At 37.6% G+C, this 15630-nt stretch carries 12 protein-coding genes; 9 read left to right on the forward strand and 3 right to left on the reverse strand.

Annotated features, from left to right (window positions below; all coding sequences use genetic code 11):
• Nucleotides 1-387 precede the first annotated feature (387 nt).
• The 9 genes from V7K49_RS19480 to V7K49_RS19520 all read left to right on the forward strand — a co-directional run bounded on the left by V7K49_RS19480 (nucleotide 388) and on the right by V7K49_RS19520 (nucleotide 11169).
• The gene (locus tag V7K49_RS19480) at nucleotides 388-1311 is read left to right on the forward strand and encodes an alpha-1,2-fucosyltransferase (RefSeq protein ID WP_335206949.1); all 924 of its coding nucleotides are present in this window, start codon (nucleotides 388-390) and stop codon (nucleotides 1309-1311) included.
• 48 nt (nucleotides 1312-1359) lie between these two features.
• On the forward strand, nucleotides 1360-2202 hold the full coding sequence (locus V7K49_RS19485) for a glycosyltransferase (protein WP_334872144.1): 843 nt from the start codon (nucleotides 1360-1362) through the stop codon (nucleotides 2200-2202).
• Between the two features lie 109 nt (nucleotides 2203-2311).
• Nucleotides 2312-3463 carry a glycosyltransferase family 4 protein gene (locus tag V7K49_RS19490; RefSeq protein WP_334872145.1) on the forward strand — a complete coding sequence of 384 codons (1152 nt, stop codon included), beginning with the start codon at nucleotides 2312-2314 and terminating at the stop codon, nucleotides 3461-3463.
• A gap of 231 nt (nucleotides 3464-3694) precedes the next feature.
• The gene (locus V7K49_RS19495) at nucleotides 3695-6013 is read left to right on the forward strand and encodes an ABC transporter ATP-binding protein (RefSeq protein WP_335206951.1); all 2319 of its coding nucleotides are present in this window, start codon (nucleotides 3695-3697) and stop codon (nucleotides 6011-6013) included.
• A 4-nt stretch (nucleotides 6014-6017) separates the two neighbouring features.
• The gene (locus V7K49_RS19500) at nucleotides 6018-7229 is read left to right on the forward strand and encodes a glycosyltransferase family 4 protein (protein WP_335206953.1); all 1212 of its coding nucleotides are present in this window, start codon (nucleotides 6018-6020) and stop codon (nucleotides 7227-7229) included.
• 51 nt (nucleotides 7230-7280) lie between these two features.
• Nucleotides 7281-8240 carry a glycosyltransferase family 10 domain-containing protein gene (locus tag V7K49_RS19505; RefSeq protein ID WP_335206955.1) on the forward strand — a complete coding sequence of 320 codons (960 nt, stop codon included), beginning with the start codon at nucleotides 7281-7283 and terminating at the stop codon, nucleotides 8238-8240.
• A gap of 3 nt (nucleotides 8241-8243) precedes the next feature.
• Complete coding sequence (locus V7K49_RS19510) at nucleotides 8244-9221, forward strand: Npun_R2821/Npun_R2822 family protein (protein WP_335206956.1); 978 nt, start codon at nucleotides 8244-8246, stop codon at nucleotides 9219-9221.
• A gap of 3 nt (nucleotides 9222-9224) precedes the next feature.
• Nucleotides 9225-10115, forward strand: coding sequence for an Npun_R2821/Npun_R2822 family protein (locus V7K49_RS19515; RefSeq protein WP_334872154.1), 891 nt, complete (start codon nucleotides 9225-9227; stop codon nucleotides 10113-10115).
• Nucleotides 10116-10131: 16 nt separating this feature from the next.
• Complete coding sequence (locus tag V7K49_RS19520) at nucleotides 10132-11169, forward strand: Npun_R2821/Npun_R2822 family protein (protein ID WP_335206957.1); 1038 nt, start codon at nucleotides 10132-10134, stop codon at nucleotides 11167-11169.
• 165 nt (nucleotides 11170-11334) lie between these two features.
• On the opposite strand, the gene V7K49_RS19525 is transcribed toward V7K49_RS19520, so the two are convergent.
• From V7K49_RS19525 to V7K49_RS19535, 3 genes are all read right to left on the reverse strand, one after another.
• On the reverse strand, nucleotides 11335-12177 hold the full coding sequence (locus tag V7K49_RS19525) for a glycosyltransferase (RefSeq protein ID WP_335206959.1): 843 nt from the start codon (nucleotides 12175-12177) through the stop codon (nucleotides 11335-11337).
• An 858-nt stretch (nucleotides 12178-13035) separates the two neighbouring features.
• Nucleotides 13036-13410: a hypothetical protein gene (locus V7K49_RS19530; protein ID WP_334872159.1), complete on the reverse strand. Its 375-nt coding sequence runs from the start codon at nucleotides 13408-13410 to the stop codon at nucleotides 13036-13038.
• 29 nt (nucleotides 13411-13439) lie between these two features.
• A complete protein-coding gene (locus tag V7K49_RS19535) occupies nucleotides 13440-15164 on the reverse strand; it encodes an ABC1 kinase family protein (RefSeq protein ID WP_335206960.1) in 1725 nt (574 codons plus the stop codon).
• Nucleotides 15165-15630 lie beyond the last annotated feature (466 nt).

The raw sequence follows: 15630 nt of genomic DNA on the forward strand, positions 1-15630 counted from the left end.
ATCTTTGGTATTGTGTAGCAATCCTAAGTCTCAGCAAGTAACCAGGCTACCTGCATAAATTATATCAAGTATTTATACTTGGTTTAGTCCAAATGTAATGCCTGATTAATATATGATAATATACAACCGTAGGTATACGGTAACTATACCAGAAAAAAGCAAAATTTCTCTGGATTTATCAGTGAATTTCCTCTGGAAATAACCGCAAATACAAAGTTAGATTTATTTTGTTATTTCCTGTTTTAAGGATACCAAAAAATCGATTCAATCATTGGGGATATTTTCTTTCATCTGTGAGATTTAATAGAATTAAAATTCTATGTATATTCCTTTGGATATTAAAGGTTGAGTAAATATTATCACTGTTCATTTTTAAAGGTTTTATACATGTTAGTAATCTCTGCCAAATCTGGACAACTAGGTAACAGGTTATTGTTATCTGCTAATTTTATTGCATTTGCCAGTGAAAATAATCTTACAGTTCTAAACCCAGCATTTGAAGAGTATGCTGATTTTTTTAGCTCAACAGATAAAGACTTTTTATGTTGCTACCCTTCTAAACCATTTTCAATTGCCGGAAACCAATTGCTACGTAAATACTACTATAATATCAATCGTTATTTAGCTGAAAGCGGACGCTTTAACACAATTAATATTAAGCGTAATCAGCCGTTTAGCTGGAGTAATTCAAGCATCACAAAAGAATTAAAATCACGGTCGATCAACTTTTTTCAAGGATGGGTATTTCGCGATGGATGGTTTGTAGATGATATATCAAATCTACAAAAACATGCGGAAAAAATTCGTGCTTACTTTCAACCTTTAAAGAAGTATCAGTTAAATGTAGCAAAACTCATATCCAAGATTCGTAGCCAGACTGATGTGATCATTGGAGTCCATGTCCGTCATGGAGATTATCAGCAACATCAAAATGGCAGATATTTTTATTTAGTTGAAGATTATTTAAAGGTTATGAAATCGGCACAAACACTATTTCCTAATAAAAAAGTGACATTTTTGATTTGCTCAAATCAGGAGCAAAAGGAGGATTATTTCCAACATTTATCTTATGTTTATGGCAATAATCATATAATTGAAGATATGTATTCTTTAGCTGAATGTGATTATATTATTGGTCCTCCTAGTAGTTATACTATGTGGGCATCATTTTACGGTGAGCGACCTCTCTATATGATTAGGGATGTGAATAAAACGTTAAAAATCGAAGATTTTGTTCACTTTTCCCAATGGAAAGGAGTTTTTTACTATAACGAAGACTGGAGTAAAAGTTTCTGGGAATGGACACATTAAATTAGATTGACAGACGAGGATTAAAAGTAATAATTATTTAACTTATTTATGAAAACAGAAAGTAGAGGATTTATTACAATTTTAACTGGACTTTACCCTTTTCAAGATTGTATTCATTTTTTGGCGGCAATTAGAAAGTTTCATCAAGAGCCAATCATTATTTTAATTGACCAAGTTCCAATAGTACTCTATCCTTTTTTGAAGGCTTTTAAAAATGTAATTTTAAAGCCGGCCCCTGCAAATGAAAATACTGTCTTAGCATCACGTCAAGCAAAACTGGCTCTCTATGAAGCCTCTGAATTTGATAAAACGATTTACTTAGATTCAGATATTTGCTTACTTTCCGATATCAACGACGTATTTGAATATTTAGATGAATATGATTTGCTATTAACTGAAGATGTGCAACCTTCTATTGTTAAAGCCACAAATTTATTACGTGGAAAGCAAGAAGACCTTTTACAAAAGGTTTTGCCAATTCTGCAATCTATCGGGTTACCTTTGCAAGCAGATAGTGTGCAATATAATAGCGGTTTGATAGCTTTTTGTAAAACAGAAGTAACTAAGGTATTTTTTGATGAATTTCAACGTTATTTTGAGATTGTCAAAAACAACCAAGATAAATTACTTTTAAAAGACCAAGGGGCTTTTGCTTCTGCGATCGCATCTGTACGCCCTCACATGAAAATCCTACCACCCACCTATAATTATCTCAGTAAATGGGAGGATGCTTATAATATTCAGGAACAAATTAAAGTTCTTCATTGTACCTATCCTTATCGACCTCAATATGCTAAAAATATTAGTCGTTCATTATATACAAGGGTTTTTGACAGATTCGCTAAAGTATTTTTACCGAATCAAGTTACAAATCCCTGGCGCAAGAAATGACATTTTCATTATGAAGATATGCACGGGTCTTTTTCCTGTATGACACTCTGGCAGAATTTAAATATTTATTAATATTGAAATTGCGAATTGACAGGAGAAAATTTCAAAATTGAAAGTTTCATTAGTTGTTGGTGATCTATCTGGAGGCGGTAGTATTCGAGCATTTTTACTAGCTCAAGTACTGCAAAGCCTCAATTATCAAGTAGAGATTGTTGGTTTTATTTATGGGAAAGAACTGTATGCGATTCCTCCGGCTTGCATATCAGTTGTTTCTCTTGCAGGTACAAATTATCCGGAATTTCTGATATCTGCTCGTCAACTCCTGCAAAAAATAGATGGAGATATTATTTATGCAGTAAAACCAAAGTTTACAAGTTTTGGTCTCTCGCTACTGAAAAAATTTAGTGGTCGTCGTCCTTTAATTTTAGATATGGATGACTGGGAACTCAGTTGGCACGGAGGTGATGAGTGGAAATATCGTCCTAGTCTTAAGCAATTTTATCGCGACATTTTCAAGAAAAATGGGGCATTGAAATTTCCAGATCATCCACTGTATCTCCAGTGGATGGAAAACTTAGTCTCAAAAGCAGATGCAGTAACGATAGATACTCACTTTCTCCAAAAACGCTTCGGTGGTGTTTACGTACCTAATGGTAAAGATACCGCAATGTTTGACCCCCAGAAGTATGATTCTGAGTCTAGCAGAACGGATTATGGTCTTTCTGAGTATCGAATTCTCATGTTTCCTGGGGCACCACGACCTCACAAGGGGGTTGAAGACATCCTAATGGCGCTAAATTTGTTACATGAGCCAGATTTAAGATTAGTGATTGTGGGTGGTAGTCCTTACGATGATTATGACGATAAATTGATTCAAAAGTGGGGGCGTTGGATTATTAAGTTACCAAAGTGCCCTGTAGAATTAATGCCTAAAGTTGTAGCAGCTGCTCACATTGTAGTTGTTCCCCAGCGAGATACTTTGACTGCTCGCGCTCAGTTTCCCCTGAAGTTGACAGATGGGATGGCAATGGCTAAACCTGTATTATCAACGCGCGTTGGAGATATTCCCCAGATTTTAGGTAATACTGGTTATTTGGTTGACCCTGCTTGTCCTGAACAACTTGCTGAACAAATTCAATTGATATTTAAAAATTTAGAGTCAGCAAACCAGCAAGGTATCAAGGCAAGAGAAAGATGTGTGGAACACTATAGCATAGAGGCTATGGCTTCTGTGCTCAAGTCAGTAATTGCCCGGTTGTGAATCTTGATTGGGCGTGGGGCATTGAAAAAGAGATTTTCATTCCCTCATTGTGCCAGAGCAGTTCTGGTATTCTATCTGGCAAAATCTCTAGAAGCTGGTGTTGTAGGTGGAACTGTGTTTTAACGGAGTTGAGACATGAAGGTTATTTAGTTTGATTTATTTGAACTTTAGCAAATTTGGTAATTAATTTGTGAATAATATTAATAAGTGAAAGTTGCATAAAAATACCCAATGTCTACCAGAAAACTACTACTAAGATTCGCTAAACCCTATCCAGGTTTGATTCTGCTGACAATATTGTTAGGATTTTCTGGAGCTTTATTTAATGGAATAAGTACAGCTTTAATTGTGCCAGTAGTTTTAAAAATTGTGGGACAAGGAGTAGATTTAAGTGGTGCCCCTCCCATCCTAAAAAGGTTGATATCTCCCTTTGATAATACTCCAGAACCTTACCGTATAGGAGTAATGGCTGGGGCGATTATATTCACAATTCTTTTAAAGAACTTAGCTACTTATGCCAGCGCCTTAGCATCAAGTTCTTTAACCCGAAAGCTGACATCAGATATGCGTGAAACCGGGTTAAGGCTATTACTAGAAATTGATATAGATTATTATGCCAAGACCAAGGTTGGTGATTTAATCAACTCTCTTGGTGGAGAAATTAGCCGGGCTGCAAGTGCTATAGGTGGTACAGTCAAGATAGTTATTCTGGGAATCACAATTTTAGTTTTTGTGAGTTTATTGCTGTCAATTTCTTGGCAGTTGACAATTGCTGCTACGTTTTTGCTGTCGTTGGTGACGTTAATAAATCAGTATGCCATTTCCCGGTCTAAAAATTTTGGTAAGCAACTCAGTCAGATGTCTAGAGCATATTCAATTGCTGTGCTGGAGACTTTGAACGGAATTCGATTGGTAAAGGCAACCGGAAATGAAGAAAAAGAATATCAACGGATTAAAAAATTAATTCGCGATCGCGAAACAGCAGATTTTGAATCTCAGGTTAATTCGGAAGCAATTACACCTGTGGGTGAGGTGATGGGTATTACAGCTTTACTGCTGATTGTACTTTTGAGTAAAACCTTCTTTGCTAACCAAGTTTCTTCTCTTTCTACCGTACTTCTGACATATTTATTAGTACTACTGCGAGTGCTGCCATTGATTTCTCAGTTAAATACTATTCGCAGCAACTTTGCCAGTACCGCCGCTAGTGTGGATATTACCAATGAGTTTTTAAGCCTGCACGATAAGCCGTTCATGGGCAAAGGTAAGCTTCCCTATACAAAATTAGAAGAGGGCGTGTCTTTTAATTCTCTTTGCTTTGCCTACCCTGGTCATGAAAAGTTGGTACTTAAAGATGTGAATTTATATTTACCGCGTGGCACAACCTTAGCATTAGTAGGCAGTTCTGGTGCTGGGAAATCCACTATGGCAGACCTTTTACCCAGATTCTATGACCCGATTGCTGGCAGTATTACCATTGACGGCATCGATTTGCGGGAGTTCGATGTGATATCCCTGCGAAAGCGAATGGGAATTGTCAGTCAAGATACCTTTCTTTTTAATGACTCGGTGCGAAATAACATCGCCTATGGGCGACCAGAAGCTACTGAGGATGAAATTATTACAGCGGCCAAGCGGGCAAATGCCTATGAGTTTATTAGCAAATTGCCTGAGGAATTTGACAGCTTGATTGGTGATCGCGGCGTGATGTTATCTGGTGGACAAAGGCAAAGATTAGCGATCGCCCGCGCCCTACTCCAAAATCCCCAAATTCTGATTTTAGATGAAGCCACCAGCGCTTTAGATACCGTTTCTGAACGCTTAGTACAAGCTGCACTCGATGATCTTAGTCGCGATCGCACCACCCTAGTAATTGCTCACCGCCTTTCCACAGTCCAAAAAGCCGATCAAATAGCCGTATTAGATCAAGGACAAGTAGTAGAGGTAGGAACCCATGAAAAACTTTTACAAAAGGGTGGTTACTACTCACGTTTGTACTCAATGCAATTTAGCGATCGCCCTAATAAAAACTTGATTCAGACAAAAATTCTTAAGGCAATGCGCCTAAACTCCAAAAAATTTGCTGAATATCCTGAAACTGCTAAATACAATCAAAGCTGGCTCCGTATCTCTCACGAAATTCGGACGCAACTCAACTCGATGATTGGGTTCCTGCGCTTATTACTTGATGATCTGGTAGACAATTCCCAAGAACGGCAGGAACTAATTGAAGACTCTTACAAATCAGCTTGGAGAATTCTCAACACCATAGATGTTTTTGAGGATGTTATTAACTTGCAAATGAAGGGGCGATTCATCTCAATTTCTGATCAAAATCAAGATGCTATAAGTACCTATTCTCAAAGCTTTAATCATATCTCCGTTGAGTTTCGGACTTCTCTTAATCTCATCCTTAGCTCTCTCCGCTCTCTAGCTGATAATTTGATATTCACCACAGAAGAACAAAATGGATTAATTACTGAAACTTATGAATCTGCTATATATCTGCTCGATAATTTAGCAAATTTTGAGAATAGTATTAATTTCTAAAATTATGAAAAATCCTGCTTTAAAAAAACACTATATTTTTTTCATTGGTGAAGACTTACCGCAGCCAGAGGCTCACCTAGTCCAGTCTACAAATGCAGCTAACGCCGCTGCAAACTTGGGATACTCAACAGTTTTAGTATACCCTGATAAAAAAGCAAAAGTTATTAATATAGCTAATTTAGCTCGTCCTTTTCAACCTAGACAAACACCAATAGAACTTATTAGATATTACAACCTCCATGAAAAATTAAAAGTTGCTCCCTTATCAATGCCTTGGCCGATTGACCATTTTCGGAGCAAATTTGCTGACTCTAACACTATTGTAAGCAAATATTATTTACCATTTCACATACTTCCAACTACTAAACTTGTTCACAGTCGCAACTGGAATTTTGTGAAAGCTGCCATCAAAAATGGCGTTCCCGCAATTTACGAACACCATCATCACGAAGATAAGCCATTTGAGCCAGAAATTGTTAAAAGTCCGCTGTTGCAAATTGCTGTCACAGTTGTAGACACCATCCGCGAAAGCATGATTAAAAATGGGATGCCACCAGAAAAAGTAATTAAGCTGCACAATGGTTTCAATCGCTTATTTATGCAGAGACAACCAGAAAAAGCAGCAGAATGGCGTAAAAAACTATTGCGAGACGAAAACCAAAATTTGGTAGTTTATGCGGGAGCATTACAGCAATTTAAAGGTATTGATGTACTAATTGATGTGGCTAATGAAATGCCTAATGTGCAATTTGCCTGTGCAGGTGGTAAGCCAGCAGAAGTCGAATATTATCAGCAATTGGTAAAAGAAAAACAGGTTGATAATATTAAATTTTTGGGCTATGTCTTGCATAATGAGTTAGCATCTTTGCTACAAGCAGCCGATGTTTTAGCTCACCCTCATTGTTCGGGAAAAGCGGCAACTTTCACATCCCCCTTAAAGCTATTTGACTACTTCGCCTCTGGAACTCCCATTGTAGCGACAGAAATTCCTTCATTAGTTGAGTTTCAAGATACTCAGTCCATTACTGCTTGGTGTGAGCCAGATAACCCCAGCAAATTTGCCGAATGTCTGAAACAGGTTTTAGAAACTCGTCCCAGAAAAGTAGAAGGTTATCCAGATAGTATCGAGTTTGTCAAGCAGTTTTCTTGGGAAAATCGAGCGGCAAAAATCCTTAGTTATGTTGATGAATCTCTGCTTCCCTCACTTATTGTGTAAGGGAAAATGCGTGAAATTAAGTAAAATAACTGATGACAAATAATAACTAAAATGACTATTAAAACTGTAGGTATGATTAGCAGCTATCGAGGTTTAGAAACTAGAGCTGATTGGCTGTGGCAACAAACCCCGAATCAATTTGGAGTTTGGGGCAATATGCAAATGCAGGCACTGGCAGCAAAACCAGATTTTCTGCTGATGTATCAATTTGATTTTCTCCAAGCATCGCCACAAAAATCTTGGTTAGATAATTTTCGTAAACAGCAGCAAAAATCAGTAGTAAATGTTGATTCTCTACTGCGTGGTGTCAACAAAGAGCGGATTATTTATTTACTAAGAGAACCGCCTTTAGATGAAATTGTAGAAATAAATAATCATAATTATCAACAAGCCCAGAAGTATTGTGGCTACGTTTCTGGCCCTGATGATTTTGCTCCTACTCCCGACTATATGCCTGCTATTTGGTATCACTCAAATTCATTTCAAGATTTAAATGAAATGCCACCTCCCCAAAAAGTTTCCTCATGTAGTTGGGTTACTTCAGGAATTAACCGGACAGTTAATCATCGCCAGCGTTTAGACTTTTTGCAGTCCCTACAATCTAGTGGCATTAAGTTTGATTTGTATGGGCGTAACTTACCAGAATGGACAGAAAAGTCGGGAGAATTGGGTAACAAGTGGTATGGGATGGCACCATACTATTACAATCTGTCAATTGAAAACTATGCTGACAATAATTGGTATGTGAGTGAGAAACTTTGGGATAGTTTGCTTGCCTGGTGTCTACCAATTTACTATGGTGGTCCGGCTGCTGATAAATTATTGCCACCGGGTAGTTTTTTGCGGTTACCCAGTTTAGATGAAAAAGGCATTGCTTACATCCAAGAAGTGACAGCTACGCCTGATGCTTGGTATGCTGCCAAAGATGCGATCGCAGAGGCACGTCAAATCATCTTACACAAATTAAACCTGCTTAACTGGTTGTCAAACTTTGTTGATCAACACTCATAAATTATGAATGGTATTTGTACCCTTGGCAATGATTATGTTTTCGATCAACTGGTGGCTTTGCTCAACAGTATCGATGTTATCTTGGGGCCAGAAACTCCTGTTTGTATCTATCCTTTCGATGATCAGACACAGCGAATTGCTGAAGAAATAGCTAAACGTCCTAATGTATTTCTTTACGATAATCAAGAATCAATCAACCGCTGGGATCAATTTATGCTAGCGGTCAGTCCTGCTAGTATGAACAAAAATAAATACAGAATTTATGGTGGTCATCGACGATTTTGTGCATTTGATGGACCCTTTGAGCGATTTGTTTATTTGGATGCTGATACTCTAGTGATGAATTCACTAGATTTGATTTTTCAGAAATTAGATGAATACAACTGTGTTGTATACGATTTTCAGTTTAAATATCCAGATAAAGTTTATAGAATTGATTCAGTTAAACTACTACAAGTTTTTGATGAAAATCGCATCAAAACAGAAATATTTTGTTCTGGATTTTACGCTTCTAAAAAAGCTCTGTTTGAACCAGATAAATTAGAGAAATTATTATCTTATTTGAGAGCAGGTGAGAGAGAAATACTTTATCCAACAGGAGACCAACCAGTTCTTAACTATATGTTTATGAGGTCTGATATTCCAGTTTATAACTTTGCCCATCATTTACCAAATCATCAAATTACAGGCAACTCTGTTACTTCTGAACATTTTAAAGAAAAAGATAAAATTCTTTATGACAAAGGTAATCGACTAACTTACCTGCATTACATTGGTATTCCTCCTAATATCAATCAAGCAGTCTGTGCAGGAGAAAATATTGAGTTTCCCTATCGAGATTTATTTCTCTACTATCGTTACCTACACGAACCAGAAAAGCGTCCAGTCTTTCAAAACCCACCTAAGAATTATAATGATGCTCCAATACCAAATTTACTTACAAGAGCTTTGCGAAAATTTAAGTTAATTAACCAAGGATAATTTATGAGTAGGGGAATTTATATTGTTGCCAATGATCGTGTTATCGATAATGCTATTGCCTTACTCAATAGCATTCGTTACTATGACCCAGAAGTAACCGTTTATCTCATACCTTTTAATGAAAATTATCAGAAGGTAGCAGAACAGCTTGCTACCTTACACAACGTCAAAATTTTCCCAGATTTAGAACTTATTGACAAATTTACCAAACGCATTGGAGAAATTTTTGATCGAGATTTTCTCGCCTTACCCAACAAAATGCGTAAACTGGTGGTGTGGTTTGGCCCTTTAGATGAATTTATTTATATAGATACGGATATTGTCGTTTTTGAAAAAATCGCCGACAATTTAGACAAACTTTCAGAAGTCGATTTCTTCTGTTGTGATTACCATCATGCCAATGACAAGCTGCGAAATATCTTTGACCCATTTGTGAAAGAGCAGCAAATTTTTTCCGATGCCCAACTTCAAGATGTTTTTAACAGTGGCTTTTGGGCTTCGAGAAAAGGAATTATTACCGAACAACAGATGGATGAAGCTTTGCGCGAGTGTGCAGTACATCGCGAATATTTTGATTTTTCTGAAGGAGTTACAGACCAACCTATTCTGAATTATCTTGTGCTCAAGCTGATTGCCAAGCGTGGTAATCTCGTTAAAATTCCTGGGGGAGGACCTGGTAGTTGGGCAGGTTCGCAAAATTTCCAGCAGCAAGAATACGCCCTCTATGACCGAGGACAACGACTAAAATATCTTCATTGGGCTGGTACGCGGATTAAAACTGGTAGTCCCTATTGGCAATTGTGGGAACACTATCGTTATCTCCATGAGGGCAAATTCGCTTTCATTCCCAAACTGACTCGCCGTTTATTTCCCTTTGTTGTTGCCCGCACTTAATATTAGGAGTATCCCAATGATTGATGGCATTTACATCCTAGCGAATGATGTTGTCTATGACCAATTAGTTGCGTTGCTCAACAGTATAGAAGCTAATGCAGGCAGGAAAATTCCTATTTGTATACTTCCATATAATCAGCGGTTAGACAAAGTAAAGGTAGAGATTGCATCTAGAGATAATGTCACCTTATTTGAAAATTATGATTCCATAGCTTATTGGGATAACTTTGCTATCCAGATATGGAAAAATTACCCTAGAGCACAAAAAACTTGGCGAGAGTGGGGTTTTCCAGAACTCTATGAGTTACCAATGCATCGCAAATTTTGTGCTGTGGATGGTCCCTTTGATAAATTTATTTATTTTGATGCAGATACTTTATTAATGGGGCCTGTAGATGATGTATATGAAAAATTAGATACCTATGATTGGGTAGTCAATGATTTTCAGTATAAGTCTGATTTAAAATTTATTTTTGATGGTTCGCCAGGGCAGATGCAGCAAGTTTTTAACTCAGAGAACTTGCAATCTAAAGTATTTTGTGCTGGTTGGTTTGCCAGTAAGAAAAATATTTTTTCTACAGCTATAAGAGCCGACTTACTCAACAAATTAACATCAGGTGAGGCAGATGTTATGGCTTTTTTAGCGCCTGACCAATCTTTATTTAACTACATGGTGTTGAGAAGTGGGATTTCGTATTATAACTTTGCTTTTCATGACTGCGAACAGGCAACGGGTAACCACTGGAGTTCTCAATTTGATGTGGTAAATAACGTCCTTTACGACGAAGGGCGGAGGTTGACGTACTTACACTATATGAGTATATCTTCTTCAGCTTTTGTGCGGCTTTGTGAGGGTGAAGATGTTGATATTCCTTACCGCGATGTTTTCTTATATTATCGCTATTTAAAATCGCCTGAACAACGTCCTCAAACCTTTACGCGTCCAAACCAGCTAGTGCTTCTGCAAAAGTCTACTAGTAGTTTTATTCAGCAAAGAGTCAATAATATTAAGCTAAAGTATCGTAACTTCAAGGATAGAATTAATGGGTACTAATAATATAGCAAAGCTATACCAGTTAAATCAGCTTATTTATTAGCCTTTGCACAGTTGAAAATTATCCACCTTCTTTGTTGAGCCAACCAGCAACATCAAAATCCTTTCTGGAAATGAGAAAGATTAGAGGATGTTTGAAAAGTGGTGGCTGAGGTATCCAAAACTTTAGATCCTCCTAAAGGTCAAATCCCTGTAGTGCTTGAACCACAATTCATTTGCTTTAAGTATCATCCGATGCTTTGAATAACCTATAAAACGACGAATAAAATCTTTCAGGGTTCTATATGGATGCTTTTTCTCATAAGCTGATTTGTACAAATGCCATGGCTTGGTTTCACCGATGTAGTGAATTATTTTTATAGGCTTTTGAGCATGATTAAAATCATAGCCAAATAATTGATTGTACTCATCCAGATGAATCTGGAACATATTGTATCCATGATCAAGATGAAGGTCTTTTTGATTTGGCCAATTGAAGTAGTAGGCATGAAGGAAGTCTTGGTCACCCCCTGACGCAACGCTCTCTATCTTGCCAATTTTAGATGACATGTCATCAAATAATTCTCTAGATGGTTCAACAACCATAAGTCCAGAATTTAGCTTTGTCCAAGACAAAAGCTTGGGCAACATTCCTCCTGAATTGACAGCAGACATATGAGGCTTTTCAAACAGTTCATCGATATTATTAACTATCAGCATGTCAGCATCTAAATAGACTAATTTGTCAAACTGATTTAGTCCGAAAATATTCAACTTTGAATAGGTGAAATGCCATCGATATGTTTTCTGATTTCTTATACTTGGATTATTAATGTTTTCAATAGTAATACAATTAATGTTATGTTTGGCGAGGGACTCAATTACTTCCTTGGATAAATTGGGTGTTATTAGAAGTATAAAAGGATATCTTGAATTTGTCTTTGCTAATGAATAGTTCAAAACCAAAATGCCTTCTAAGTAGTCATCCGTTGTAAGTACAGAGATAAAGCTATAGTTTTTCGTAGTCATATTTAGCCTCCAAGTTTTGGGTTGTGCATCAGAGGTTGTTTGAAAAGCGGTTGGCTGTGATTTTAGGCACTTATTGATCCCCCTTAGCCCACGCCAGTCGCTCCACTTGGGGAAACCCCAAGACCGCGCTGGCTCACCTTTTTGAGGGGGAAAACAAAATCAAAGTCCCCCAATTTATTGGGAGATTTAGAGGATCTAGAACGTTTTGCTACCGACAAAAGGACTTTTAAAACATCCTCTCAAAGAAGACTCCACCTATGTGAAATAATCAGTAGAACATCCGCTATTTTGTAATCTCAAAACGCAATTTCACTGAATCTTAAGCTAATAGAAAAGGATGAGAGCAATATCTTTTACCAAAGCTAAAATACAAAAACAAACGTCTACTTTTTGTTGATTCATAAGGTTCTATTTTTTAAATAAAATTTGACTGAAACTAACATCAAAAATACGTTTATAGACAGCAGAATTATACGGCTTATTCCGATTTCAATCAAACACTATATTTACATATATAATGCGGGTAATGACTACTGTAATAATACCTATTTTTATCCGATTACTAAATCCTATCCAAGCCCTAATAGATGTGAAGAGGTGATTAATAGCATCTCTACAAAGCCTTGACAAATCCTCAGAAGCTGTTGGACATTTAACTTGCATATTACCTGGAATTTAAACTCTTGTGGGGTGGGCAACATGAGCGCCCTAGTTATGCGAATTAAAAGTACATTAGCTTACCAGAAGTATAAATGCTCACCAGCGCTGGTGAGCATTTAGGTTGAGTTGTATATTAGTAAAGTGTTTTACATATCAATACAGTTCAGTTAATAATAACTTAACCATATTGTTTTAAATCTATGACATAGAATCTAAATCTAAAGATCGCATACCTTCGCGTTCTATAAAGGTCATCATACTTCCTAACTGCAACCAAATTAATAAACAAGTAAACAGACTAATTGGTAGACCGACTCCTAAAGCCAAAGACGAGGGAAAGCCAAATATTTCTAAGCCTGAAGACAGAAATAGACAAGTACCGGCAGTTATGCCAAGAAATGGCACAAATAATTGTTTCAGTGAAGAACGAGGTTTAGTATTTTCCGTGCGTTCGCTTGGCCATTTCTGCACAATTACTTTCAAAGTGCCAGATAATGCCAAACCAGATGTTAATGCTGTTAGAAAGCCAACAAGTAACAGAAAATAAGGCGGTTGCACAGGAAAATAGTACATGAAAACTCCTAATTTATATTAAATAATTTTTATTTTTTGTTTGTTGACTGATTTCCAGCAAAAGACCTAAGGAATGTAGCTTTTGGGAGGATAGCAGCTGCGCCTTCCCTGGATAAGTCTGTTAAAATACTGATCGCTACATTTAGTAAACGATCCGGTTTTAAGTCATCTTTAATCAAGTTCCACAGGCGTTGGACATCTTCGGTGTGGAGGCGGTCATCTTCGGTAAGAGCAAGTACCAGTTGTCGCCGCAGAAACCTGCCTTCTTCGGACATTAAATATTGGAACCCCATCTGGGCTGTGGGCAATACATCAAAGTTGTTATCACTACGAGCGATCGCAATCAAATTTTCTAACCGCTGCCACTGGAATTTACCATCTTTGAATAACACATTCAATAATCGCCGCCGTAATTGGGGCGATTCCCCTGTCAGCAACCGCCGTGCTATATAGGGATAACCCACTTCAACAATTTTGAAATCTGGGTTGAGGCTCAGGGCAATACCTTCCTGAGTCACCAAGGAACGAATAATCAAAGCAAACTTCGCCGGAACTCGGAAAGGATATTCGTACATCAGTTCCGAGAATTCATCGGTAATAGTTTTGAAGTTAAAATCCTTGACATTTTTGCCAATAGCGTTTCCCAGCACCGCTTCTAATGCTGGCACAATTGGGCAAATATTCGTGTCTGGAGTCAGAAATCCTAATTTTACAAAATCTTCGGCTAAGTCGGTATAGTCTTTATTTACCAAATGCACTAGTGCATCTACCAGTGCTTCTTTGGAGCTTTCCTCTAACTGATCCATCATGCCGAAGTCAATGTAAGCCATACGTCCATCGGGTATCGCAAACAAATTGCCGGGATGAGGGTCAGCATGGAAGAAACCATGTTCTAAAAGCTGTTGCAATCCTGAAGTAACACCAATTTGGATGATCGCCTCTGGGTCTAAACCTGCTTCGCGGATGCGTTTAGTATCTGTCAGCTTGAAGCCGTCAATCCATTCCAGGGTTAAAACGTGGGTATTGGTATAACGCCAGTAAATACCTGGAACTTTAACTTGCGGATCGTTGCGGAAGTTGCTAGCAAATTTCTCGGCGTTGCGGCCTTCATTAATATAGTCAATTTCCTCAAATAACTTCGTACCAAACTCGTCCACAATTAAAGTTAGGTCATGACCAAGATTTAAAGGCAACCAAGGAGCTAGCCAACCTGCTGCCCAACGCATCAGATATAGGTCGCGTGTGATCACCGGGTGTAAGTTGGGGCGTTGCACCTTCACTGCGACTTCTTCGCCGCTGATCAGACGACCACGGTATACTTGACCCAAGCTAGCTGCTGCTACTGGGTTAGGTGACAGTTCGCTAAAACTTTCATGGATTGGACGGCCTAGCTCAGTTTCGATAATTTGGTAAGCGATTGCATTATCGAAAGGTGGTAACTGGTCTTGTAACTTTATCAGTTCTTCTAAGAAATCTTTGCGTATCAGGTCAGGTCTGGTAGAGAGGGCTTGACCAACTTTAATAAAAGTCGGGCCGAGCCTGGTCAGCAGTTCTCGCAACTGGATAGCTCGTTTACCCTTGTTCTGCTCAACTTTATCTTGCCATTCATCCCACTTGAGATTGAGTAAAAATCCTGCAAAAGAGGAGATAATTCTCAGCAGTCGCCCCCATGCTAGCCAGGGACGATAACTATAGTAGCGAGCGATCGCATCTGCATTATAGAGTTTTAGCTGAGTAGGTTGATACTGACCCACGCCTTTTTTTGCCTCTTCAACTGAAAAATTTACAATGATGGTTTTTATGCTGACCCACAAGTTAGTTGCAAGTTCAGGATTGCGGTAGTCTTTTATCTAAAACAACTAGAACTTTATCCTTTGGGGATAGTGTTAGAGGCGATTTTAGCCTATATTACTGCCTAGATTTGTTTATCTTTTTCTTAATTATACTTTATAAAACTACAACTACTTATCCAAGTTTCAGATGATTTTATATTTTCTTAACCATTGTTTATAAAAATATAAATATTTACCTATGTTTGATGTATACAAATTAAAAAAAACTGCGATAGTTAAGTAACTTTATTTACTAACAGTTATCTGGAGCAGTAGTACTATTACTGTCTTAGATTTAATCATTTTAAAATTCAGATTGTCTTAGCCACCCATTTAGCTTTGCTTGAATACTCCTGCGGTCATGGTCTTCTAAAACACTTGTCATAAT

Origin of the sequence: Nostoc sp. (assembly GCF_036919675.1) — a bacterium.
Lineage (GTDB): Bacteria > Cyanobacteriota > Cyanobacteriia > Cyanobacteriales > Nostocaceae > Nostoc.